The organism is Streptomyces sp. NPDC048637 (assembly GCF_040650675.1).
In the GTDB taxonomy this organism is placed as follows: domain Bacteria; phylum Actinomycetota; class Actinomycetes; order Streptomycetales; family Streptomycetaceae; genus Streptomyces.
The window spans coordinates 26,991-48,977 of record NZ_JBEZHQ010000004.1 but is presented as its reverse complement, the minus strand read 5'-3'; the positions used below and the strand labels follow the sequence as shown (position 1 = coordinate 48,977).

The following is a 21,987-nucleotide window of genomic DNA, read 5'->3' as shown; positions in this document are numbered from 1 at the left end:
CCAGGAGTCCGTGTTCCTGATCCGCCCGCTGTACGCCTGCCTGCCTGAACTGCCGTCCGGAGGGGTGTGTTCAGGGAACGCCGGCAATTCCTCGCCGTCCAGCGGCCCGACGGGTTCTGGAAGGTGAACCTCGCCGGTCCCGCACACCTGCCGGGACCGGAGACCAGCGGCACCCGGCACCGACTCCGGCACTGACTCCGGCTCCGGCACCAGCACCGACTCAGAGCCGTACGGCCTCCAGCAGCACCAGCCGCTCCGGGAACAGTGTCGGCGCCTGTACCCCCACCTCGGCCAGCACCCGGCCCGGCAGCGTCACACCCTGCTCCCACCAGGGCAGCGCCGAGGTGACCGGCCCTTCCGGGCGGTCGCCCGGCGCCAGCGGCGACAGCCGGTAGTCCGCGTCCGGGTCCAGCCCCGGCAGCCGCACCCGCCCGGCCGGGGACTGCACACTCGTCGCCAGCTGCACCAGCGCGAACACCGCCCGTCCGGCGTCCCCGGCCACCACACCGTGCACCCACAGGGCCGGGTCGGGATGGTCACCGCGCACCACCGTCCCGCTGTGCAGCAGCGGCCGCAGGGTCCGATAGAGCGCCACCCACTCGGCCAGCCGCGCCCGCTCCGCCGCACTCGCCGCCGTCAGGTCCCACTCGATCCCGAAGTGGCAGAACAGCGCGGTCCCCGCCCGGAAGTCGAGGGAGTGCCTCCGCCCCGTCGTCTGCGCGAGCGGCGCCCCCACATGCGCGCCGAGCAGCTCCGGCGGCAGCAGCAGTCCGGTCCAGCGCTGGATCCGCTGCCGCTCCAGCGCATCGATGCAGTCGCTGGTCCACACCCGGTCGGTTCGCTCCAGCACTCCCAGATCCACCCGGGCGCCACCGGACGCACAGGATTCGATCTCCAACTGCGGGTACCGTGTGCGCAGTTCGTCCATCAGTCGGTAGACGGCCGTCGTCTGGTGGTGCGCGGCGGCATCCACGAGATCGCGGTTGTGGTCCCATTTCAGACAGTCGATACGGTGCTCGCGCAGCAGGGTGTCCAGCCGTTCGAGGACATATGCATACGCCTCGGGGCGTGCCAGATCGAGGACCTGCTGATGGCGGGCGGCCGGCGGCAGCCGCGACGGGGAGGCGGCCAGCATCCAGTCCGGATGCGCGCGGGCCAGATCGGAGTCCGGGTTGACCATCTCCGGTTCGACCCACAGCCCGAACTGCATCCCCAGCCCCTGCACGGTGCCGATCAGTGGCCGCAGCCCCTCCGGCCAGACCTCGGCGTCCACATACCAGTCGCCGAGCCCGGCGCGATCGTCCCGCCGTCCCCGGAACCACCCGTCGTCCAGCACGAACCGTTCCGCGCCGACCTCGGCCGCCGCCCGCGCCAGCCGTTCCAGCGTGGCCAGGTCTTGGTCGAAGTACACCGCCTCCCAGGTGTTGAGGGTGACCGGCCGGGGGGAGCCGGGGTGTCCGTCGCGGGCCCGCAGCTCGCGGTGGAAGCGGCCGGCCAGCTCGTCCAGACCGTTGCGTCCGTAGGAGCCGTAGAGCCAGGGGGAGCGGTAGGTGGCGCCCGGGGCCAGCTGGATCTCGCCGGGCAGCAGCAGTTCGCCGCCGGCCAGCACCGCCTGCCCGGCCGGGGTGCGCTCGGCGAGCGAGCGATGGTTGCCGCTCCAGGCCACGTGCAGCCCCCACACCTCACCGGACCGGAAGCCGAAGCCCGCCTCCCCGGCGGTCAGCAGCAGCGTCGCATCACTGCCGGGGCGCCCGCGCCGGCTCTCCCGCAGATGCGTGCCCAGGGTGAACGCATGCCGCTGCGGGGCGCGTTCCCGCAGATGCCGGCCGGTGAGATCGAGAAGCTCGGTGGCCTGCGCGGGGACCGGCAGGGCGGGCGTCAGCTCGGTGAGGTGGTATGGCTCCTCGCCGGTGTTGGTGACTGCCGCGCGCAGCCGCACCAGTCCGGCATCCGTCAGTCCGAGCTCCAGCGTGAGCGCCAGACCGCCGTCCGGGTCCACCGCCTCGACGGTCAGCCGCCGGCTCTCGTCCTCTACGGACTTGCCGCACACGGTGAACGCGGGCGCTTCGCCACGGCCCGCACGATGGCCGCTCAGCCCCGGGGTGCCGAGCCAGCCCGCGGACTGCTGCGGCAGCACGCTCAGCGGAACCGGCTCGTCCAGTGCGTTGGAGACGGTCTGGGGAACATCGGCGGCGAGCAGCCCGGCGAGCCGGCCGGGCGTGGACGCACCGAGGTCGGCGCCCCAGTGCACGAGGCGCGGCAGACCGGTACCGGATGTGTCCAGCACCAGGCTGGTGCCGGCGGCCCGGAAGTGCAGGAGGTCGTCCATGGTGGGTTCCCTTCGTGACGGACGGGAGGGCGGGGGCGTGCCGGGGGCCGGACGAACGGCACGGGCGGTGGGACGGGCATGACGGCGAGGCCCCGCTGCGAGAGGTACCGGACGCACGGCCCGGCACACCAGACGGCTTCCGGCCGCCCACGGTCCCGGGGCCCGGAACGGTGGCCGGGCGACCTCCAAGTGCGTGGAGCGGTGGCCGGGCGGCGTCTGCAAGTGCGTGGAATGGTGGCCGGGCGGCGTCTGCAAGTGCGTGGAATGGTGGCCGGGCGACGCCCGCAAGCGCGCGGAATGGTGGCCTGGCCACGCGTGCAAGCGCCCCGAACGGTGGCTGGTCCGCGCCCGGAACCGCCCGGATCGGCGCCCGGCCCGCGCCCGGAACCGCCCGGATCGGCGGCCGGCCCGCGCCCGCAACCGCCCGGAACGCCGGCCGGCCCGCGCCCCGCGAAGGTCCCCCGTGAAGGCGCCCCGCGAAGTGGGCCGAATCTTCGTACCCGACCGTGACCGACCCCTCGCTCCCCCGCTAAGGTCTCACCAATAGCGCAGGTGAAACCGCTTCCACAGGGTTCCGGGGGCAGCCGCCCCGGGGGGAGGACACAGAGCGATATGAGCCGCCGTTCCCATGGGTTAATGGCCATCTGGGCCGAGGCGCAGCGGCAGCAGCAGCGCCAGCAGGAAGCCCAGCGCCGCGCGCGAGCACAGCAGCAGCGCGACCAGGAACGGCAGGCCCGGGACGCCGAACGCGCCATGGCGCGGATGCACCGCGAGCGGCAGGCGGCCTACCGGCAGCAACGTGAGGCCGACGCCCGCCGCCGGACCGAGGAGCTGGACAGCCGGGTCGCCGCACTGACCGGCCTCCTCGCCGAAGGCTGCCGCGCCCCCGCGTTCTCGCCCGCCGCGCTGCTGCGCCCCGAGCGCATCGCGGAGTTCGCGCCCGGCGCCCTCGCCACCCCGGTCCCGATGCCCGACCCGGCGCGCTATCAGGCGCCGCCGGGTGGATGGCAGGTCGGTGTCCGCCGTGACCGCGCCCAGGGTGAGGCCCGTGCCCGCTACGAGCAGGACTGGTACGCCGCGCAGGCCGCGGAGAGCCGGCGGCAGGCCCAACTCGCGGCCTACCGGCAGCAGTACGACCAGTGGGCCACGGGCGCACTCGCCGAGATCCGGCAGCACAACGCAGGGATGGCGGAGCTGCTGTCCGGCCTGCGCGGCGGCGACCCGGACGCGGCCGTCGAGTACTTCTCCGCCGCGCTGTACTCCTCCACCGCCTGGCCGGAGGGCTTTCCCCGGCAGGTCGCCGCCGCATACGACCCGATGGCCCGCCAGCTCGTCCTGGACTGGGAGCTCCCGGGCTACGCCGTCGTCCCGGAGACCAGAGCCGTCCGGTACATGCCCACCGCCGACCAGGAGAAGGAGACCGCCCGGCCGGCCGCGCAGCGCCGCGCGCTCTACCGCGATGTCCTCGCCCAGAGCGTGCTGCTGGTGCTGCGCGACCTCTTCGCCGCCGACACCTACGGCACGCTGGACTCGGTTGCCCTGAACGGGTTCGTGGACGATGTGGACCCGGTGACCGGCCGCCCGGCCCAGGTGTATCTGGCGACCGTCATGGCGCCCCGCAGCGCCTTTGACACCTTCCACCTCGCGCAGGTCAGTGCGGTGGAGTGCCTCACCGACGGGCTGCGCGGTCAGCTCGCCGCGCGTCCCGACCAGCGGACCGCGGTACGCCCCGGACGCCTGCCGGGCGACGTCGGGGGCGGGGTCGTCTCACACGGCACCGACAGCGAACCGGATCTGTACGAGATGGACCCGATCGCCTTCGAGAATCTGATTGCCGAGCTGTTCCGCGCCATGGGCATGCAGGCCGTGACCACCCAGCGCTCCGGCGACGGCGGGGTCGATGTGGACGCGCTGGATCCCGACCCGATCCGCGGCGGCAAGATCGTGGTGCAGGTCAAGCGCTATCGCCACACCGTCCCGCCGACCGCCGTCCGCGATCTCTACGGCACCGTCCAGTCCGAAGGTGCCAACAAGGGCGTGCTGGTGACGACCTCCCGCTTCGGCCCGGGCGCCCACACCTTCGCCAACGGCAAGCCGCTCAGCCTGATCGCCGGCTCCGAACTCGTCGATCTGCTCGGCCGGTACGGGCTGCGCGGACGGCTCGGCGCGGACGCTCCCGCCGGCTCCGCCACCGCCGATGAGGCGCCGGACCACAACATCCTCGGCATGAACTGGTCCGGCGAGGTCGCCCTCGATGTCTGCGCCCTGGTGTGCAAGGGGACCAGCGTCCTGAGCGACGATCACTTCGTCTTCTACAACAATCCGCGCAACCCGGACGGCTCGGTGCGGATGCTGCCCGGCTTCGCCCCCGACCGGGCCGCGATGCAGGTGCGGTTCGAAGCGCTGCCGCCGGACGCCGACCGGCTGGTCCTGGTCGCGGCGATCGACCCCCAGGTCAACCCCGACGCGGATCTCTCCGGCTTCACCGACGCCCGGATACGGCTGCTGGACGCGTCGGGGGAGGAGCTGGGGCAACTGGAGGTCTCGGAGGGGCGGCGCGGCGAGACCGCGCTGGTGCTCGGCTCGTTCCGTCAACGGGCGGGCGGCGACTGGGACTTCGTGGCCGGCGGCAAGGGCTTCCCCGGCGGTCTGGAGGCGCTGGTGCAGGAGTACGGCATCGACGTCGCCTGAGGCCCGGGGCGGGAGGATCTGAAGGGCAGGGCAGGCCCCGGCGGCCGCCCCATAGGAGTGGTCGGCCAAGTGCGCTCCCAAGTTCGCTCCACGGAGCAGCAGTTGGCGTTCTCCTGCTGTGAGCATCCGGCTAGACCACGCGTATTCCCGGCCATTGGCCGCTCGACGCCATGTGCCGGGTGACGGCGGCGATGCCTTGCTCCACGGCGGCCACCGCGTCCCGCGTCGGGAAGTGCTCCACGGCGTTGCACACCGCGACCCGGCGTTGGATCGTCGGGTTGCGGATGCGGTGGGCGGCGAGACCGGGTTCGTACAGGAATCAGCTGTGGGAGTCGGGACGTCCGGTCGTGCCGGGTGCCCCGCGGTCGAGGCCGGGGCTGCGCCGGGCGGCGGCGGGGGCCGCTGAACTACCCGCATGGCGGTCGCTGCGGGCTGCGGTGCTGGTCAGCCACCATCTCGCCGGCTCCCTGTGCACCCTCAGCGAGGTGCTGGCGGCGCTGGACCGCCCCGCCGAGGCGCAGGCGGCACAGGACGAGGCAGCGGCCCTGGGGGGACGGAACCGGAGGCCTCATGAGGCGTCCGGCTCGATGGCGGCATTCGTGAGTCCGTATGGGGGAGAGCCGCGGACACCGGCGTATCGGGGCATTTCCGGTCATGTCCCTGCTGATATCTGTCGGGTATGAGCGCGTACACACGGTATGCAGCAGCCGCCCTGCTCGCCGCGCTGGCCGTGGGCTGCACCAGCCCGCACTCCGTCCCACGGCCGGCCCCGCGGCCCACCCCGGAACCCACGTCACGGGCCCATGGGGGCGCCCCCGTCACCGGGGCCGCCGGCCGGTTGCCCTTCGCCGTGGTCGCCGCCGGGGACGTCCTCCCCGCCCACCCCGGGGTCCTCGCCACGGCCCGGCGCGACGCCCCGCACGGCGGGTACGACTACCGGCCGATGCTCAAGGGCGTGCGACCGGTCGTCTCCGCCGCGGATCTGGCGCTGTGTCATCTGGACGCGCCGCTCGGACCGCTGAGCGGCCCCTTCACCGGCTACCCCGTCCTGCAGGCGCCGCCGCAGCTCGCCACCGCGCTGAAGGCGACCGGCTACGACTCCTGTGCCACCGCCTCCCCGCACGCCCTCGACCGCGGTGTGCCGGGTGTGCAGCGCACCCTGGAGGCCCTGGACACCGTCGGGCTGCGCCATGCCGGCTCGGCTCGTGACGCCGCGGAGGGCGCCCGTCCGGCGCTGCTGCGGGCCCCGGGCGGCGCACGGGTCGCCCAGCTCGCGTACACCTACGGCACCGGGGGCGGGCGGCGCCCGGCGTACGCACCGTGGACGGTGAACCTGCTCGACGAGAAGCGGATCATCAAGGATGCCCGGGCGGCCCGCCGGGCCGGCGCCGATGTGGTGGTCGTCAGTCCGTACTGGGGCACGGAGTACCGAACCGCCCCCGACGCACAGCAGGTCGGGCTGGCCCGTGCGCTCACCGCCTCCGAGACCGACGGCCGGCCCGACATCGATCTGATCGTCGGCACCCGTGCGCACACCCCGCAGCCGTTCGAGAAGGTCAACGGCACCTGGGTCGTCTACGGCCTCGGGGGCCGGATCTCCGGCGTCAGGGAGAAGCCGCACGGCTACTGGGGCGGCCTCGCCCGGTTCCGGTTCGCCCCGCCGCACCGCGCCGGTGAGCGCTGGCGGGTCACCACGGCCGAGTACCTCCCGCAGTTCGTCGAGCAGGGGGCGCGGGTACGGGTGCGCGCGCTCGCCGGGGCCGGCGGGCACGACCGGATCCGCAAGCAGCTCGGCAAGGCGGTGCTGAGCCGGGGCGCCGTGGCCGACGGGCTGACGCTCGGCCGGTGACCCGTCGCCAACACGCCGTCCCCTGCGGCCCCGTGCCGTCCTCGCGTACGCCGTACCGGCCCCGGTGTGAAACCCTGGCGCAGCACCCCGTCGGCCAGGTCAGGGAAGGAACCGGAGGGCAGTGAGCGAGCGAGCGGCCGTCCGGGCCCGTAATCCGCGTGGACAGGGCGAGCGTCTGCGGGAGGAACTCCTGCGGGCCACCGAGCGGCTCCTGGAGGAGGTCGGCAGCGAGGACGCGCTGTCGCTGCGGGCGGTGGCCCGCGCGGCCGGTGTGGCCGCGCCGAGCATCTACCGGCACTTCTCCGACAAGACCGAGCTGGTCTGGGCGACCCTCGAAGTCAGCTACGAGCGGCTCGCGGAGGCGATGGCCGGGGCCGCCGCGAAGGCGGCGGACGACCCGGTGGCGCGGTTGCGCGCCCAGCTGCGCGCCTACTGCCGCTATGCCGTCGCACACCCCGCCACCTACCGCCTGCTCTACGAGACCCGGCAGACCCCGGTCGATCCCGAGCGGCTCGCCGGGCACCCGGCCGGGCTGCTGGTCCGCAGCTGGCAGCAGGCGCTGACGGCCTGTGAGGACGCCGGATGGCGGGTGCGCGGCTCGCGGTCCGAGGCGCCGTATGTGCTGTGGTCGGCAGTGCACGGCCGGGTCACGCTCTGGCAGGTCATGCCGAGCCGCAAGGACACCGGCCGGCTGGACCGGTTCGTGGACGAAATGCTGCAGCTGCTGCTGGAGCGCTGAGCTGCGCTTTCGGCGCTCCGATCCGCCTGTGCCGCACCGGCCGTCCCGCGGCGCTCCGAGCCGTCTCCCTGAGACACCGTCACGCACACCACCCCCCCCGGCACCTTCATGTGTGCACTGTACATGTAAGTTTACGGGTGTTAGGTGAACGTTCGGCTCATGGCGCACGCCCCTGCCGGTGTGCGCGCACCAAGCGAGATGAGCGAGATGACACTTTCCACCGCCCCGGCACCGCTGCCCGTAGAGCCCCCGAGCGGCTGCCCCTTCGACCCTCCCGCCGCATTCGGCACCCTGCGCACCGAGCAGCCGCTCTCCAAGGTCGCACTCCCGGACGGAAGTTGGGCCTGGCTGGCCACCCGCTACAGCGATATCCGGACGATCCTCGGCGACACCCGCTTCAGCTCCGACACCACCGTCCACGGCTACCCGCTCAGCGGCATGACCGGCGGCGGCAACACCGAGAACCGCGGTTTCATCCGCCGGGACCCGCCCGAGCACACCCGGCTGCGCCGGATGGTCACCCGGGAGTTCATGGTCAAGCGGGTCGAGGCGCTGCGCCCGGAGATCCAGCGGATCACGGAGGAACTCTGCGACCGGATGGAGCGCGCCGAGCGGGGTGCGCACGGCGGAGTGGACCTCGTCGAGGCGGTGGCGCTGCCGGTCCCGTCACTGGTGATCAGCCTGCTGCTGGGCGTCCCGTACGACGACCACGACGTCTTCCAGCGGCTCACCGGCACCCTGCTCTCCCGCACCGTCCCCGAGGGCGCGCGGGAGGCCGCCCGCCTCGAACTGCGCGACTACCTCGACCGGTTGGTCACCGCCAAGGAGGCGGACCCGGGGGACGACATCCTCGGGCGGCTGATCGTCGAGCAGCGGCGGACCGGTGAGCTCACCCACGACGAGGTGGCCGCGTTCGCCGGGCTGCTCCTGATCGCCGGGCACGAGACCACCGCCAACATGATCGGCCTGAGCGCACTGACCCTGATGCGCGAGGCGGAGACCGCCGAGCGGCTGCGCCGGGAGCCCGGCCTGATCCGTGGCGCCGTCGAGGAGCTGCTGCGTTTCCACAGCATCATCCGCAACGGACCGCGCCGCGTCGCCACCGCTGATATCGAGATCGACGGCCACCTCGTCCGCGCCGGCGAGGGCGTCGTCGTGGCCGTGCCGTCCGCCAACCGCGACGAGCGCGTCTTCCCCGACGCCGACCGCCTCGATGTGCGCCGCCCCAACGCCCAGCACCATGTGGCCTTCGGCTACGGCATCCACCAGTGCCTGGGCCAGGCGCTGGCCCGGGTCGAACTCCAGGTGGTGCTCGGCACCTTGCTGCGCCGCTTCCCCGCGATGCGGCCCGCGGTGCCCCTCGACGAGATCCCCTTCCGCACCGATATGGCGATCTACGGCTGCCACGCCCTGCCCGTCACCTGGTGACACCGGCACCGCCGCCGCGCGGCTCGACCACGGCCGGATTCCCTCTTCACCCCACCGCCACTCCCATGGAGCCTTCTGCCATGAAGATCACCCTTGATGCCGACAAGTGCTGCGCCGCCGGCCAGTGCGTGCTGATCGCCCCCGAGGTTTTCGACCAGCGCGACGAGGACGGCGTGGTGGTGCTGCTCGACGCCGAACCGCCCGCCGCGCAGCACGAGGCGGTCCGTGAGGCGGCCGCCATCTGCCCGGCCGCCGTGATCGAGGGGCACGCATGACCGCCCGGCCGATCGCCGTCGTCGGCGCCTCCGCGGCCGGCCTCGCCGCGGCCGAGGCGCTGCGCCGCGCCGGCTGGCGCGGCCCGCTCACCCTCATCGGTGACGAGCCCCATCTTCCCTACGACCGGCCGCCGTTGTCCAAGCAGCTGCTGCACGGCGCCTGGGAGCCGGACCGGCTGCTGCTGCGCACCGAGGACCAGCTCGCCCCGCTCGGCCTCGATCTGCGGCTCGGCACCCGGGCGACCGGCCTCGATGTGGCCACCCGCACGCTCACCCTCGACGGCGGTGCGGGGGGCCACCCGCTGGAGCAGGGCCGGGAGCAGGAGAAGCTGGGGTGCGCCGGCGTGATCATCGCGACCGGTGTCGCGGCCCGAACCCTGCCCGGCGCCGACCGGATCGCCGGGGTCCACACGCTGCGCACCCTCGACGAGGCACTGGCGCTGCGCGGCCGGCTGGCCAATGGGGGTCCCCCCGGCAGTGGGGGCGTAGCCGCCGGGGGAGGCGGCCGGCGTGTGGTGATCGTCGGAAACGGCGTACTGGGCTGCGAAGCCGCCGCGGTGGCACGGGAGTTGGGGCACGAGGTCACCCTCGTCGGCATCGAGGCGACCCCGATGGCCGCCGCCGTCGGCACCGAGGTCGGCGAGCTGCTCGCCGAGGAGCACCGCGCCCGGGGCGTACGGCTGCGCACCGGGGCGGTGGACGGCTTCGAGACGATGCCCGACCCGACCGGTACCGGTGACCCGCACGTCACCGCCGTACGGCTGGCCAACGGGGGTCCCCCCGGCAGTGGGGACGTAGTCGCCGGGGGAGGGGGAAGCAGCCGGCTGCCCGCCGACCTCGTGCTGCTGGCCATCGGCTCCCGGCCCGCCGTCGAGTGGCTGGCCGACCCGGCCCTGGACACCACCGACGGACTGCGCTGCGATGCGTACTGCGCCGCCGCCCCCGGCATCTACGCCGCGGGCGATGTGGCCCGCTGGGACCATCCGGTCCACGGCCGGCCACTGCGCTTCGAGCACCGGATGAACGCCACCGAACAGGGCATGGCCGCCGCCCGCAACCTCCTGGCCGAACTGGCCGCGACGGACCCCGCCACCACGGCCGGGGAGGCCGCCCCCGCCCCGGCACGCCGCCCGTTCGCCCCCGTGCCGTACTTCTGGTCCGACCAGTACGACCTCAAGCTCCAGGCGTACGGGCTGACCGCGGGCGCCGACCGGGTCGAGGCCACCGTCCTGGACCGGGCGGAGCGGCGCGTCCTCGCGCTCTATGGGCGGGACGGGCACGCCGTGGGAGTCCTGGCGGCCGGACTCCCGCCCCGCCTGCTCCGGGCGCTGCGCGCGGTCGTCGCCACCCCGCTGCCCTGGGCGGAGGCGCGCGAGCGGATCGGCGCCGCCACGGCCGCCGGCTGAGACACCACAAGGTCCCCGCCCCGGCGGTGCCCGACCACGGCGGGCGGTGCCTGATCATGGAGGGATGGCTGACTCGTACGTACGGGTGCGCGGCGCCCGTGAGCACAACCTCCGCAGCATCGATGTGGACATCCCGAGGGACGCGCTGGTCGCGTTCACCGGGGTGTCCGGATCGGGCAAGTCCTCCCTCGCCTTCGGCACCCTCTACGCCGAGGCGCAACGCCGCTACTTCGAGTCGGTGGCCCCCTACGCCCGACGGCTGATCCACCAGGTCGGCGCGCCCAAGGTCGAGGACATCACCGGACTGCCGCCCGCCGTCGCCCTGGAACAGCGGCGCTCCGCACCCACCTCCCGCTCCTCGGTCGGCACCGTCACCACCCTCTCCAACACCCTGCGGATGCTCTTCTCCCGCGCCGGCGACTACCCGGAGGACGCGGCGGAACGGCTCGATTCCGATGCCTTCTCGCCCAACACCGCGGCCGGCGCCTGCCCGGAGTGCCACGGCCTGGGCACCGTCCACCGCGTGACCGAGGAGTCCCTCGTCCCCGACCCGGCGCTCTCCGTCCGGGACGGGGCCGTCGCCGCCTGGCCCGGCGCCTGGCAGGGCAAGAACCTCCGCGACATCCTCGCGGCCCTCGGCCATGACATCGACCGGCCCTGGCGCGAGCTGCCGCGGGCCGAGCGCGAGTGGATCCTGTTCACCGACGAACAGCCCGTCGTCACCGTCCACCCCGTGCGCGACGTGGGCCGGATCCAACGCCCCTACAAGGGCCAGTACATGAGCGCCAAGCGCTATGTGCTGCACACCTTCGCCGACTCCAAGAGCGAGACCCTGCGCAAGCGCGTCCAGGGGTTCATGGTCGCCGAGCCCTGCCCGGTGTGCGCCGGGCGGCGGCTGCGCCCCGAGGCGCTGGCCGTGACCTTCGAGGGCCATGACATCGCCACCCTCGCCGGGATGCCGATCGGCGCCCTCGCCGCCCTGCTGCGCCCCACCGCCGCACGGGCGGAGGACGAGGTGGCCCCGACGCTGGCCCGCGACCTGGTGGCGCGGATCGAGGTGCTCACCGAACTCGGGCTGGGCTATCTGAGCATGGACCGCCCCTCGCCCACCCTGTCCGCCGGTGAACTCCAGCGGCTGCGGCTGGCCACCCAGCTGCGCTCCGGCCTCTTCGGCGTCGTCTACGTCCTGGACGAGCCATCCGCCGGCCTGCACCCCGCCGACACCGAGTCCCTGCTCACGGTGCTCGGCCGGCTCAAGGAAGCGGGCAATTCACTGTTCGTCGTCGAGCACGACATGGAGGTGGTGCGCCGCGCCGACTGGATCGTGGACATCGGCCCGCGCGCCGGGGAACACGGCGGGCAGGTGCTGCACAGCGGGCCCGTCGCCGCGCTCGCGGACGCCACCGCCTCCGCCACCCGCCGGTTCCTCTTCGACACCGCACCACCCGCCGCGCGCACGGTGCGGCGCCCCGCGGGCACGCTCACCCTGCGCGGTGTCACCCTGCACAATCTGCGCGGACTGGACGCCGCCTTCCCGCTCGGCGTCTTCACCGCCGTCACCGGTGTCTCGGGATCGGGCAAATCAACGCTGGTCACCCGGGTGCTCGCGGAGGCCGTGCGCGAGCACCTCGGCGACGGGACAACCGATACGGGCGAGGACGGGACCGAGGCCGGGCCGATGGCCCGCGCACAACTCGGCGGCGCCGAGGGCCTGGAGGCGATCGACCGGCTGGTGCGCGTCGACCAGAAGCCGATCGGCCGGACCCCGCGCTCCAACCTCGCCACCTACACGGGCCTCTTCGACGCCGTACGCAAGGTCTTCGCCGCCACCGACGCCGCCCGCGCCCGCGGCTACACCGCCGGGCGGTTCTCCTTCAACGTCGCCGGCGGCCGCTGCGAGACCTGCCAGGGCGAGGGCTTCGTCGCCGTCGAACTGCTCTTCCTTCCGGGCACCTACGCGCCCTGCACCGCCTGCCACGGCGCCCGCTACCACCCCGAAACCCTGGAGATCACCTACCGGGACCACACCGTCGCCGACGTCCTCGCGATGACCGTGGACACGGCCGCGGACTTCCTCGACGAGATCCCGGCCGCCGCCCGCAGTCTGCGCACCCTCCAGGACGTGGGCCTGGGCTATCTGCGGCTCGGCCAGCCCGCGACCGAGCTGTCCGGTGGCGAGGCCCAGCGCATCAAGCTCGCCACCGAACTCCAGCGGACCCGCCGCGGCCACACCCTCTACCTCCTCGACGAGCCCACCACCGGACTGCACCCCGCCGACACCGAGGTGCTGCTGCGCCAGCTCCACGGCCTGGTCGACGCCGGCCACACCGTGGTGGTCGTCGAGCACGACATGGGGGTGGTGGCCGGCGCCGACCATGTCATCGACCTCGGTCCCGGCGGCGGAGCGGAGGGTGGCCGGATCGTGGCGGCGGGCACCCCGGCCGAGGTCGCGGACGCGCCGGGGAGCCGTACGGCCGCCTATCTGGCCCGGCGGAGGGCGCGGCCGGACGCCTCTTGACGGTCCGCTAATGTACGCAGGTCAGATCACCAGGCATCACCACCGCGCAGCACTGCGCAGCACCACGAAGGGGGCACCTCTCATGGCAGACATAGAGAAGGCCAGGGCGGCGTTCGACCGGTTCGACGCGGACGGCGACGGCCAGGTCACGCCGGAGGAGTTCAAGCACGCGATGGCCGAGATGGGCGACCCGTACGTCACCGGCCCGGTCGCCGAGGCGGTCATCAAGGCCAAGGACACCGACAGCGACGGCCGGATGTCCTTCGACGAGTTCTGGCAGGCGCTGCAGGGCTGACGCGCCCGCCGCGTCCTCTCAGCACCCCTTCGCCTCCCGTTCGCCCGCGGCCGCGCGCAGCGCCGCCAGCCCGCGGGCAATCGGGGGCTGCCGCGCACTGCCGCGCCGGACGGCCGCCAGGAACCGCCGCACCGGGAGCGGCTCTCCACGGAGCGGCACCCGTACGACCGGACACCGCTCCGGCACCGGCGCCAGCCGCGGCACCAGACAGATCCCGAAGCCGTGCGCGACCAGCGCGGCGACCGCGTACCAGTCCACCGCGTGATGGCGCACCCGCGGGGTGAAGCCCGCGGTGGCACAGGCGGTCAGCAGCAGCTGATGCTGATCGGCCGGATCGCCGGCGCGGATCCAGCTCTCCGTGTCCGCCTCCGCCAGCGCCACCCCCTGCGCCACCCGTCCGGCGAACCGGTGCCCGGCCGGCACCAGCAGGTCCTGCGGCTCCTCCAGCACCGGCTGCTGGACGAAGCGCGCATCGTCAGGTGGGGGTACCTCCCTGCTTGAGCGAAGCCGAGAGCTTGGGGGAGGGCCGCCCGGCGCCGGAATCACCACGGCAATATCCGCCCGGCCGGCCAGCAGCAGTTCGAAGCGGTTCTCACCCGGGTCCTCGCCGATCTCCACCGCCAGCCGCGGCAGTTCCTCGCGCAGCCGCGCCGCCGCCGGCGCGATCACCCCGGCGATCGCCGTCGCCACCCCGGTGATCCGCAGCCGGCCGGCCACCCCGTCCGCATGGCCCGCGAGATCCGCACGGGCCTCCTCCCAGCGCGCGAACAGCGCATCGGCGTGCTCGACCAGCGCCAGCGCCGCCGGGGTCAGACGTATGGTGCGGCCCGCCGGCTCCAGGAGTTCCAGCCCGAGCCGGGCCGACAGCTGCCGCAGCTGCTGGGAGACCGTCGACGGGGTCAGATGCAGGGCCTCGGCGGTCGCGGTGACGGTGCCCCGCTCATGGAGGACGCGCAAGGTCTGCAGCCGGGGATCGATCATGCGGGGGAGCGTAGCGGAGTGAGAGCGGCACCAACTGTGCGGAGATGCCGCACAGTTCCCTGCGGAAACTTTCGATGGACCCACCACGTGAGCCCGCCCGAAGCTGGACGGCATGACCGAGATCCTGACCGATGCCTTTCTGCCGGGCCTGTGGGCGGGCTATGCCCTGGCCGTTCCGGTCGGTGCGCTGGCCGTGCTGCTGGTGAGTGTGACCGCCCGGACCTCGTTCCGGGTCGGTGCCTCGGCGGCGCTCGGAGTGGCGACCGCCGACGGCCTCTACGCACTGGCCGCGGTGGCCGGCGGCGCCGCGCTCTCCCGCGCCCTCGCCCCGGCCGCGGGCCCGCTGCGCTCGCTCGCCGCCGTCATCCTGCTCGGCATGGCGGTCCGGACCGCCGTACGGGCCCTGCGCCGGCGCGGCACGCAGGAGGGCCCGGCACGGGACGTCCTGGGACGCCCCGGCCGGGCCTATCTCGCCTTCCTGGGGCTGACGTTGATCAACCCCTGGGCGGTCCTCTATTTCTCCGCGCTGGTGCTGGCCGGTGGTGTGGGGACCCCGGGGGCCGGTGCCGCCGGCCCCGCCGCCTTCGTGGCGGCCGTGATCACCGCCTCCGTGAGCTGGCAGCTGTTCCTGGCCGCGGGGGGAGCCGTGCTGGGCAGGACACTGACCGGCCCACGGGGGCAGGTCGTCACCGCGCTGCTCTCCGCCGTGGTGATCTCAGCGCTTGCGGCCGGCCTGCTGCTGCGCGGCTGAGCCGGTGCCCACCGGCGGCGGTGCGGCATGGTCGCCGGTGCCCCAGCCGGACGGCTCCGTGCCCACGGTGAAGGCCAGTTCGCGCCCCGAGCGCAGGTCGTCGGTGGTGAGGTAGGTCCGGTCGTGACCGGCGCCGTCGAGCCGGACCGACTGCACATAGCGGTGACCGGTGGAGGTGCCGGGCGCCGTGACGCTGAAGTGCCCGGACGGGTAGTAGCGCCGGTCCAGCGTCAGATCCACCCGCTCGAAGACCGGTGTGCTCAGCCCCCATCTGTCGGTGCCTGGCTGTACCGGGAACACCCCGATCGAGGAGAGCACCATCCACGCCGACATCGTCCCCAGATCGTCGTTCCCGGTCATACCGGTGGGGGCGTCGGTGAACAGGGTCAGCGCCGCATGCACCACATCCGTCGTCTTCCAGGGGCGGCCGGTGGAGAGGTAGGTGTACGGCGCGATCAGATCCGGCTCGTTCTGCGGGTTGTACTTGTCCGCGTTGTAGTAGTCGTAGGGGCCGTTGACCCACACCTCGCGGGCCGTCTTCTCCGGGTCCTTCAGCAGCTTCTGGTAGGCGAAGAACGCGTCGAGGCGCTCATCGGCCTTGTCCTTGCCGCCGATCAGCCGCAGCATGCCCGGCAGATCCTGCGGCACCAGCCACTGGTACTGCCAGGACGTGCCCTCGTGGAAGCCCTCGCTCTTGGCCGGGTCGGCGGGCCCGGTGAAGGCGCCCTGTGCGTCGCGGGCCCGGAAGAAGCCGGTCGAACTGTCAAAGATCTTGCGGTAGTTCTGGGCGCGGGCCGCATACCGGTCGGCGTCCTTGCCGTGCCCCAGATCGCGCGCCATCTGGGCCAGCATCGCATCCGACAGGGCGTATTCGAGGGTCGCCGAGGCGCCGTGGTCGAAGTCGGAGTCGCCGGGCTTGGTGTGCGGGCGGCCCTTGATGTACGGGGCGAAGCCGTCCTTCAGGTAGGGCGCGTTGGCCTCCCGGCCGACGGCCGGCGAGCCGTCCGGCGGTACTCCGTCGGCGTTCTTCTTCAGCGCCGCGTACGCCTCCTCCTCATGGCCGCGCAACAGCCCCTGCTGATAGGCGTTGGTGAGGAACGGGGTGACCGGATCGCCGGTCATGATGTTCGTCTCGACCGTTCCGTAGCCCCACTTGGGCAGCCAGCCGCTCTCCTTGTCGATCCGCAGCACCGACAGCGCCATATCGCGGGACTCGCCCGGCGCCAGCAGCGCCAGCAGCTGTGCCTGGGTGCGATAGGTGTCCCACAACGACCAGTTCTGGTAGTACGTGAAGCCCTTGGCGCGGTGCGCCCTCTGGTCCCATCCGGTGTAGCGCCCGTCCACGTCACTGCCGATGTTCGGCGCGAGGAAGGACCGGTAGAGCGAGGAGTAGAACGTCCGGCGCAGCGTCCGGTCGCCGCCCCGGGCCTGCACCAGCCCCAGTTGCCGCTCCCAGGCGGCACCGGCCGCCGTCTTCGTACGGTCGAAGGAACTGCCGCCCTCGGCACGCAGATTGCGGGCCGCGCCCGCCGCGTCCACATAGCTGAGGGCGGTGGTCGCCTCGACGGTATGGTCCGTGCGGGTGTCGAAGCGCGCGTAGGCGCCGTGCCGGCCGGCGGCGGTGGACCCCTTGGACCCGGCCGTCACCTTGTCGCCGTCCCAGGTCCCGTACGACGTGAACGGCCGGTCGAAGCGGGTGATCGTGTAGACGGTGTACGGCCGGGTGTCCTGGCAGAAACCGCGGCCCGTGATGGCGGTGCGGATGGTGCGCGAATCCAGCACCTCGACCCGCGTCGAGACCGTCTTGTGCAGCGACTGACCCGTGTTGAGCAGGACATTGGCCTTGTCGGTGGCCGGGAAGGTGTAGCGCTGCTTCCCGGTGCGCGCGGTCGCGGTGAGCTCGGCGGTGATCCCGCCGTAGGACGTCAGGCCGACGCGGTAGTAGCCGGGCCGGGCCGACTCGTCGTCGTGGCGGTAGCCGGCCGCGTACTTCGCATAGTCGGTCTCGGTGATGTCGCCCGTGGTGGGCAGCACCGGCAGATCACCGCCGAGTCCGCAGCCCACGCCCGAGAGGTGCACCGCACTGAAGCCGCGGATGCGGTCGTCGTCGTAGCTGTAGCCGGCGAAGTGCCCGGTATCGGGGGAGAGCTGCACCATGCCGAACGGGACGGCGGCGCCCGGGTAGGTGTTGCCGTCGTTCTGACTGCCGATGAACGGGTTGACCAGGTCGGTGAGCGGGCCGCCGGGCGGCTCGGCCTGCGCGGTGGGGACCGCGAGCGCGCTCCCGATGAGCGCGGCCGCCAGCACCGCGCCCGCGGTGCGCAGCCGGGTACGACTGAGCCATGGCATGGATCCGGACCTCCGGAGGTTGGGTCGCCGGACAGCCGGCCGGGCCGGGGGACGAGCACGGCCCGCGCGTTCGACAACGTTGTCAGAGCGCGCTCATTCTTGGTGGCGGCCAAGAGTGCGTCAAGAGGTGTCGCGGCAGTAACTCCGGCGCGCCCGGCCCCCGTCGAGGGGCCGGGCGCACCCTCGCGGGAGCGAACGGGGCGAGACGGGCAGAAGGAGCGCAACCCGGCGAAAGGCTCAGCGGGCGGCGGGCGCAGCCGGTTTGTCCCCGGCCCGGCGGTGTCGGGCACCGCCCCGGCCGCGTCCCGTGGCGGTCATGGCCGGGCGTCGCGGCGGAACAGGGCCGTCCAGAGGAAGGGTTCGCCGAAGTACGGGGACTCCGGCGGTTCGTCGTGCATGCGGCGCAGTTCGACCTCCGTCAGGTCGGAGAAGATCCAGCGCAGCGACTCCGGGGTGTAGGCGAGGCCGCCGTGGAGGCCGGACTGGCGGTAGAAGTCGCCGTCGGGGAGTTCGGAGCCCATCTCGCCGGCCGCGAAGCAGGTGAGGGCGAGATGGCCCCCGGGGGCCAGCACCCGGTCGAGGAGGGCGCGGTAGCTGACGCGGCGATGCGGTGGCAGATGGTGGAAGCAGCCGGAGTCGTGGATCAGATCGTAGGGGCCGCCGAGTGCGGTGCCGGTGAGGGCGAAGGCGTCACCGCAGTGGAAGCCGATCTCGGCTCCTGCCTCCCTTGCGCGGTCCTCGGCCCAGGCGACGGCCGCCGGGGAGAGGTCGACGGCGTCCACCTCGAAGCCCAGCGAGGCCAGATGGAGCGCGTTGCGGCCCGGCCCGCAGCCCAGGTCGAGGGCCCGGCCCGGGGTGATCAGCCCGCGTTCGAGGTGCGAGACCAGGTTCTCGTCCGGCTTCGCCACGAAGAACGGCACCGGCCTGCCGCGGTCCGCGTAGAAGCCGTCCCACCACGCGGCCGCCCCGCTCGTCCAGCGGTCGGCCTCCGGTGCGAACAGGCCGTCCAGGAGCCTGAGTACGTCGTCCATGGTGCGGATGTTCCGGTCCATCCGGGTTCCCCCTTTTCCGTTGCGGCGATCGTAGGGTCGGCGGGGGCAAAAGCCCAGATCAGGTGGGATGTTGGGCTGCTGCCACCGGCTGCCGCCGGCTGCGTGCGGGGCTGCGGCGAGGGGGCGAAGGGTGCCACCTGCGACCCGGGTCGGGGTGCCGCTCACGCCCCTGCCGAAGGCCGTGAAGGGGGCAGTTCCCGCTGCGCCGGACCGGGTTTCCCGGCCAATTCCCGGCAGGTTGTGGTGCCGTCGCCGTCCTGCGCCGGCTGCCGTTCCGGTACCACCGGGCGCAGTCCGGGTGCCAGGGCAACCGTGACCACGACCGACAGGGCCGCCATCGCCGCCATCGCGGTCGTGGGCGAGGTGCGTTCGGCGACGGCGCCCGCCAGCGCGGCGCCCACGCCTTGCAGGGTCAGCATGCCGGAGGAGTGCAACCCCAGGGCGTGTCCGCTCAGTTCGTCCGGGGTCAGCGACATCAGACGCTCCTGCAGCGGGAGGTTCGCCGCATAGCCGACGGTGGCGAGCAGCACGGCGACCACCGCGAGGGGGAGATCCGGGCGTACGGCGAACAGCAGATACGGCACGGCGAGCAGCAGACACAGCGGGACGGAGAGCCGTGGCCGCCACCGCCGGGGGAGACATCTGCCGATCAGGATGTCCCCGGTGAGCATGCCGAGGGCGCCGCAGGCGAAGAGGAGACCCGCGTGCCGGGGCGCGTAGGGCACATAGAGGGACTCACAGCCGACGATCAGCCCGTTGGGCACCCAGAGGGCGAGGTAGACGGTGCGGCGGGGCGCGGCGGACCACAGGCGGGCATTGTTGCGCCAGGTGTCGGCGACCGACGGCCGGCCCGCGGCGCGCGGTGGCCGCCGGCCGAGACCCCACCGGGCGACGACCGCGGCGGCGGCGTACAGCGCGGCACCGGCGAGCAGAGTGCCACGCGCCGACAGGACGGTCACGAGGACACCGCCGGCCGCGAACCCGCAGATCTGCAGCAGACCGGCGGACATGTTGAGCACCGAGCGGCCCAGCAGATACCCCTCGCGCGCCAGGATCTCGTGCAGCAGCCCGTAGCGCACTCCACCGCCCAGTGACGAGACCGGCCCGAGTGCCAGGAGGACGGCGAAGACGGCCCACACGGGCAGCCCCGGGAGGGCCTGGACGGCGGTGCCCAGGCCGAGGAGCAGGGCCAGTCCGGTCAGTGCGGCGCGCGGCGGGATCCGGTCGGCCGCCGACAGCAGGGTCGCCGCGCCGATGACCTGGGCGAGGGCCGGGCCGAACATGGCGAGGGCGGAGAGCAGCGGGGAGCCGGTCGCGGCGAAGACCTGGGAGCCAAGGGCGAGTCCGCTCATCGTCTGCGCCCCCACCTGCAGGGCGGAGGTCAGGAAGAAGGGGGTGAACTCCGGTGTACGGAAGAGCTGTCGGTAGGTGTGCATGGGCCGGAGTCTCGGGGGCTGCCCGGGCGGGGCGTTACTGTTTCGCGGGCCGGCGAAACCACGGCGCACGGCGATGGGCGGGGAAGCGGGGAGGGCGGATGGGCTGGTGGGAAGTGAGCGCGGACACCCTCGCCGGAAGCCGCTTCGTGATCTCCCCGCTGGCCGAGACGATCGCCGCGCTGAAGACCCTGCACCGGGGCACGGCTGCGCACCCGGGGGAGCAGGCCTGGCTCGCACGTCATCTGCCCGCCCACCGCCGGCGGCTGGCCGGTGACCCGGTCACCGCCGCGCTGGTCCGGGCCGCTCTCGGACCCCGCTGGAACGCGACCTTCCTGACCCCCACACCGGCCCCTGGCCCGATAGCGGAACTGCCGTCCTTCGCCGAGGAGCTGGCGCCCGTCCGCGCGACCTCCCCCGCCACCGCCCGCGCCGATCTGGCCGTTTCCCTGGGAGGCCGGACGCTGCCCGGTCCGCTGCGCCGCGCCGACGACCTGCCCGAGCGCACCGCCGGTCTCCTGGAATGGGTGTGGCAGGAAGCGGTGCTGCCGTACTGGCCGCGACGCCGGCGGGTCCTGGAGGCCGATGTCCTCACCCGCAGCGCGCAGTTGAGCCGGGGCGGCTGGGCCGCGGCGCTGGCCGGGATGCGCCCCGGTATGCGGTGGCTCGGAGCGAACCGGCTGCAGATCACGGCGGACGACCACCCGCCGCGGGAACTCGCCGGGGCGCAGCTGCTGTTCGTCCCCGTCACACCACGCCAGAGCTGGGTCTCGTGGGACGTCCATCCGGCCCCGGGCGGACAGCGGTCCGCCGTGGTGTATCCGTGTTCGGGGCTGCTGACCGAGACCGGCCGGGCGGCGGTGCCCGAGGCGCTGGGCGCCTTGCTGGGCCCCGCGCGGGCGGGCGTCCTCGTCCTCCTCGGCACTCCCCGGAGCACCACCCAGCTGGTGGCGCTGACCGGCCAGGGCCTGGGGTCGGTGGGCCGTCACCTCAAGGTGCTGCTCGAAGCCCGGCTCGCCGGCCGCCGCCGGGCCGGACGGTCCGTGCTCTATTTCCGGACGGAGGCCGGCGAGGCCTTGGTGGCGGCGCAGTGTGACGGATGAGGAGGGTGCGCCGGCCGGGTCGTCATGCGGGCCGGGCGCCCCGAAAATCATGAGGGTTCTGCCTTGCTCTCTTCAGGAGCGCATGCCTCAATGGTCAGCGATTCAGGTCGCTGACCATCCGTCAGATCTGGACGGTGGGTCGGCACGGGGTCCGACCGCGGCCCCCGGGTGGCTGCCTGTCGTTCCCTCACGTACGCCTCGACGGCCGGTGTCATGGACCTGCACCCCCTCACGAAGGCGGTACCCCCATGAAGCACCTCAGACCGGGCAAGCTCGGCTTCGGTACGGCACTCGGCGTCGCCGTCGCCACCGCGGGCACCCTCGCGATGGCACCGGCCGCCCCCGCGGTGACCCCCGGCACCGCCACCCTCTCCTTCGACTGCGGCGCCTACGGCTCCGGCACGGCGACGCTCACCGCGACCCAGGACGGCACGGCCGCGACCATCAGCCTCTCCACCTCGGCCATCACCTCGCCCATAGACATCGGCGCGAACTCGGTGGCCTCCACGCTCACGCTCACCAAGAACGGCTCCGGAACCACGGAGTTCAGTGGCAGCGCCAACCCGGCGATCCCGGCCGGCAGCCAGGTCTCCACCGGACCGCTCAGCGGTACGGTCGCCGCGGGCGACAGCCTGGAGGCCACGTCCCTGAAGGTCGTGGTGCTGGGCATCACGGCCACCTGCAAGGCCACCTCCGCACAGTCCCCCGGACCGTTCGTCTTCTGAGGGCGGGCGGGGACCGGCAGACCTTCGCCCGCCGGTCCCCGCCGTACACCACCGCCCGGTCAG

General features: G+C 73.4%; 16 protein-coding genes. 11 read left to right on the top strand and 5 right to left on the bottom strand.

What is annotated here, in order from left to right:
* Positions 1 to 220: 220 nt before the first annotated feature.
* A complete protein-coding gene (locus AB0C46_RS07650) occupies positions 221 to 2,329 on the bottom strand; it encodes an alpha-galactosidase (RefSeq protein ID WP_362826522.1) in 2,109 nt (702 codons plus the stop codon).
* A 636-nt stretch (positions 2,330 to 2,965) separates the two neighbouring features.
* Between AB0C46_RS07650 and AB0C46_RS07645 the strand changes: the two genes are divergently transcribed.
* From AB0C46_RS07645 to AB0C46_RS07610, 8 genes are all read left to right on the top strand, one after another.
* Positions 2,966 to 5,020, top strand: coding sequence for a restriction endonuclease (locus AB0C46_RS07645; protein WP_362826520.1), 2,055 nt, complete (start codon positions 2,966 to 2,968; stop codon positions 5,018 to 5,020).
* Between the two features lie 679 nt (positions 5,021 to 5,699).
* Complete coding sequence (locus AB0C46_RS07640; RefSeq protein WP_362826519.1) at positions 5,700 to 6,869, top strand: CapA family protein; 1,170 nt, start codon at positions 5,700 to 5,702, stop codon at positions 6,867 to 6,869.
* A 121-nt stretch (positions 6,870 to 6,990) separates the two neighbouring features.
* Positions 6,991 to 7,608: a TetR-like C-terminal domain-containing protein gene (locus AB0C46_RS07635; RefSeq protein WP_362826517.1), complete on the top strand. Its 618-nt coding sequence runs from the start codon at positions 6,991 to 6,993 to the stop codon at positions 7,606 to 7,608.
* Between the two features lie 207 nt (positions 7,609 to 7,815).
* Positions 7,816 to 9,036, top strand: coding sequence for a cytochrome P450 (locus tag AB0C46_RS07630; RefSeq protein WP_362826516.1), 1,221 nt, complete (start codon positions 7,816 to 7,818; stop codon positions 9,034 to 9,036).
* An 80-nt stretch (positions 9,037 to 9,116) separates the two neighbouring features.
* Positions 9,117 to 9,311 (top strand): ferredoxin, encoded by a 195-nt coding sequence (locus AB0C46_RS07625; protein WP_362826515.1) that lies wholly within the window; start codon positions 9,117 to 9,119, stop codon positions 9,309 to 9,311.
* The gene (locus tag AB0C46_RS07620; RefSeq protein WP_362826513.1) at positions 9,308 to 10,717 is read left to right on the top strand and encodes an FAD-dependent oxidoreductase; all 1,410 of its coding nucleotides are present in this window, start codon (positions 9,308 to 9,310) and stop codon (positions 10,715 to 10,717) included. Before AB0C46_RS07625 ends, AB0C46_RS07620 begins: the two co-directional genes overlap by 4 nt.
* Positions 10,718 to 10,781: 64 nt before the next feature.
* Complete coding sequence (uvrA, locus tag AB0C46_RS07615) at positions 10,782 to 13,235, top strand: excinuclease ABC subunit UvrA (protein ID WP_362826511.1); 2,454 nt, start codon at positions 10,782 to 10,784, stop codon at positions 13,233 to 13,235.
* An 82-nt stretch (positions 13,236 to 13,317) separates the two neighbouring features.
* Positions 13,318 to 13,530 (top strand): EF-hand domain-containing protein, encoded by a 213-nt coding sequence (locus tag AB0C46_RS07610; protein ID WP_362826510.1) that lies wholly within the window; start codon positions 13,318 to 13,320, stop codon positions 13,528 to 13,530.
* A gap of 18 nt (positions 13,531 to 13,548) precedes the next feature.
* On the opposite strand, the gene AB0C46_RS07605 is transcribed toward AB0C46_RS07610, so the two are convergent.
* On the bottom strand, positions 13,549 to 14,511 hold the full coding sequence (locus tag AB0C46_RS07605) for a LysR family transcriptional regulator (protein ID WP_362826508.1): 963 nt from the start codon (positions 14,509 to 14,511) through the stop codon (positions 13,549 to 13,551).
* 112 nt (positions 14,512 to 14,623) lie between these two features.
* Between AB0C46_RS07605 and AB0C46_RS07600 the strand changes: the two genes are divergently transcribed.
* Positions 14,624 to 15,262: a LysE family transporter gene (locus AB0C46_RS07600; RefSeq protein WP_362826506.1), complete on the top strand. Its 639-nt coding sequence runs from the start codon at positions 14,624 to 14,626 to the stop codon at positions 15,260 to 15,262.
* On the opposite strand, the gene AB0C46_RS07595 is transcribed toward AB0C46_RS07600, so the two are convergent.
* From AB0C46_RS07595 to AB0C46_RS07585, 3 genes are all read right to left on the bottom strand, one after another.
* Complete coding sequence (locus AB0C46_RS07595; protein ID WP_362826504.1) at positions 15,227 to 17,611, bottom strand: GH92 family glycosyl hydrolase; 2,385 nt, start codon at positions 17,609 to 17,611, stop codon at positions 15,227 to 15,229. The two genes, AB0C46_RS07600 and AB0C46_RS07595, sit on opposite strands and share 36 nt — an antisense overlap.
* 314 nt (positions 17,612 to 17,925) lie before the next feature.
* A complete protein-coding gene (locus tag AB0C46_RS07590; protein ID WP_362826502.1) occupies positions 17,926 to 18,663 on the bottom strand; it encodes a class I SAM-dependent methyltransferase in 738 nt (245 codons plus the stop codon).
* A 161-nt stretch (positions 18,664 to 18,824) separates the two neighbouring features.
* Positions 18,825 to 20,099 carry an MFS transporter gene (locus tag AB0C46_RS07585; protein WP_362826500.1) on the bottom strand — a complete coding sequence of 425 codons (1,275 nt, stop codon included), beginning with the start codon at positions 20,097 to 20,099 and terminating at the stop codon, positions 18,825 to 18,827.
* Between the two features lie 98 nt (positions 20,100 to 20,197).
* On the opposite strand from AB0C46_RS07585, the gene AB0C46_RS07580 reads away from it, so the two are divergent.
* Both AB0C46_RS07580 and AB0C46_RS07575 read left to right on the top strand, forming a co-directional pair.
* Positions 20,198 to 21,199, top strand: a complete 1,002-nt coding sequence (locus AB0C46_RS07580; protein ID WP_362826498.1) for a transcriptional regulator — start codon at positions 20,198 to 20,200, stop codon at positions 21,197 to 21,199.
* 248 nt (positions 21,200 to 21,447) lie between these two features.
* The gene (locus AB0C46_RS07575) at positions 21,448 to 21,924 is read left to right on the top strand and encodes a hypothetical protein (protein WP_362826497.1); all 477 of its coding nucleotides are present in this window, start codon (positions 21,448 to 21,450) and stop codon (positions 21,922 to 21,924) included.
* The last annotated feature ends 63 nt before the right edge of the window (positions 21,925 to 21,987 follow it).

Excerpts from the sequence above, each read along its gene's own strand:
- AB0C46_RS07600 (WP_362826506.1), top strand. The coding sequence starts at position 14,624 with ATGACCGAGATCCTGACCGATGCCTTTCTGCCGGGCCTGTGGGCGGGC.
- AB0C46_RS07620 (WP_362826513.1), top strand. The coding sequence starts at position 9,308 with ATGACCGCCCGGCCGATCGCCGTCGTCGGCGCCTCCGCGGCCGGCCTC.
- AB0C46_RS07625 (WP_362826515.1), top strand. The coding sequence starts at position 9,117 with ATGAAGATCACCCTTGATGCCGACAAGTGCTGCGCCGCCGGCCAGTGC.
- AB0C46_RS07630 (WP_362826516.1), top strand. The coding sequence starts at position 7,816 with ATGACACTTTCCACCGCCCCGGCACCGCTGCCCGTAGAGCCCCCGAGC.
- AB0C46_RS07575 (WP_362826497.1), top strand. The coding sequence starts at position 21,448 with ATGAAGCACCTCAGACCGGGCAAGCTCGGCTTCGGTACGGCACTCGGC.
- AB0C46_RS07585 (WP_362826500.1), bottom strand. The coding sequence starts at position 20,099 with ATGCACACCTACCGACAGCTCTTCCGTACACCGGAGTTCACCCCCTTC.
- AB0C46_RS07595 (WP_362826504.1), bottom strand. The coding sequence starts at position 17,611 with ATGCCATGGCTCAGTCGTACCCGGCTGCGCACCGCGGGCGCGGTGCTG.
- AB0C46_RS07580 (WP_362826498.1), top strand. The coding sequence starts at position 20,198 with ATGGGCTGGTGGGAAGTGAGCGCGGACACCCTCGCCGGAAGCCGCTTC.
- AB0C46_RS07640 (WP_362826519.1), top strand. The coding sequence starts at position 5,700 with ATGAGCGCGTACACACGGTATGCAGCAGCCGCCCTGCTCGCCGCGCTG.
- AB0C46_RS07605 (WP_362826508.1), bottom strand. The coding sequence starts at position 14,511 with ATGATCGATCCCCGGCTGCAGACCTTGCGCGTCCTCCATGAGCGGGGC.
- AB0C46_RS07645 (WP_362826520.1), top strand. The coding sequence starts at position 2,966 with ATGGCCATCTGGGCCGAGGCGCAGCGGCAGCAGCAGCGCCAGCAGGAA.
- uvrA (WP_362826511.1), top strand. The coding sequence starts at position 10,782 with ATGGCTGACTCGTACGTACGGGTGCGCGGCGCCCGTGAGCACAACCTC.
- AB0C46_RS07650 (WP_362826522.1), bottom strand. The coding sequence starts at position 2,329 with ATGGACGACCTCCTGCACTTCCGGGCCGCCGGCACCAGCCTGGTGCTG.
- AB0C46_RS07610 (WP_362826510.1), top strand. The coding sequence starts at position 13,318 with ATGGCAGACATAGAGAAGGCCAGGGCGGCGTTCGACCGGTTCGACGCG.
- AB0C46_RS07590 (WP_362826502.1), bottom strand. The coding sequence starts at position 18,663 with ATGGACCGGAACATCCGCACCATGGACGACGTACTCAGGCTCCTGGAC.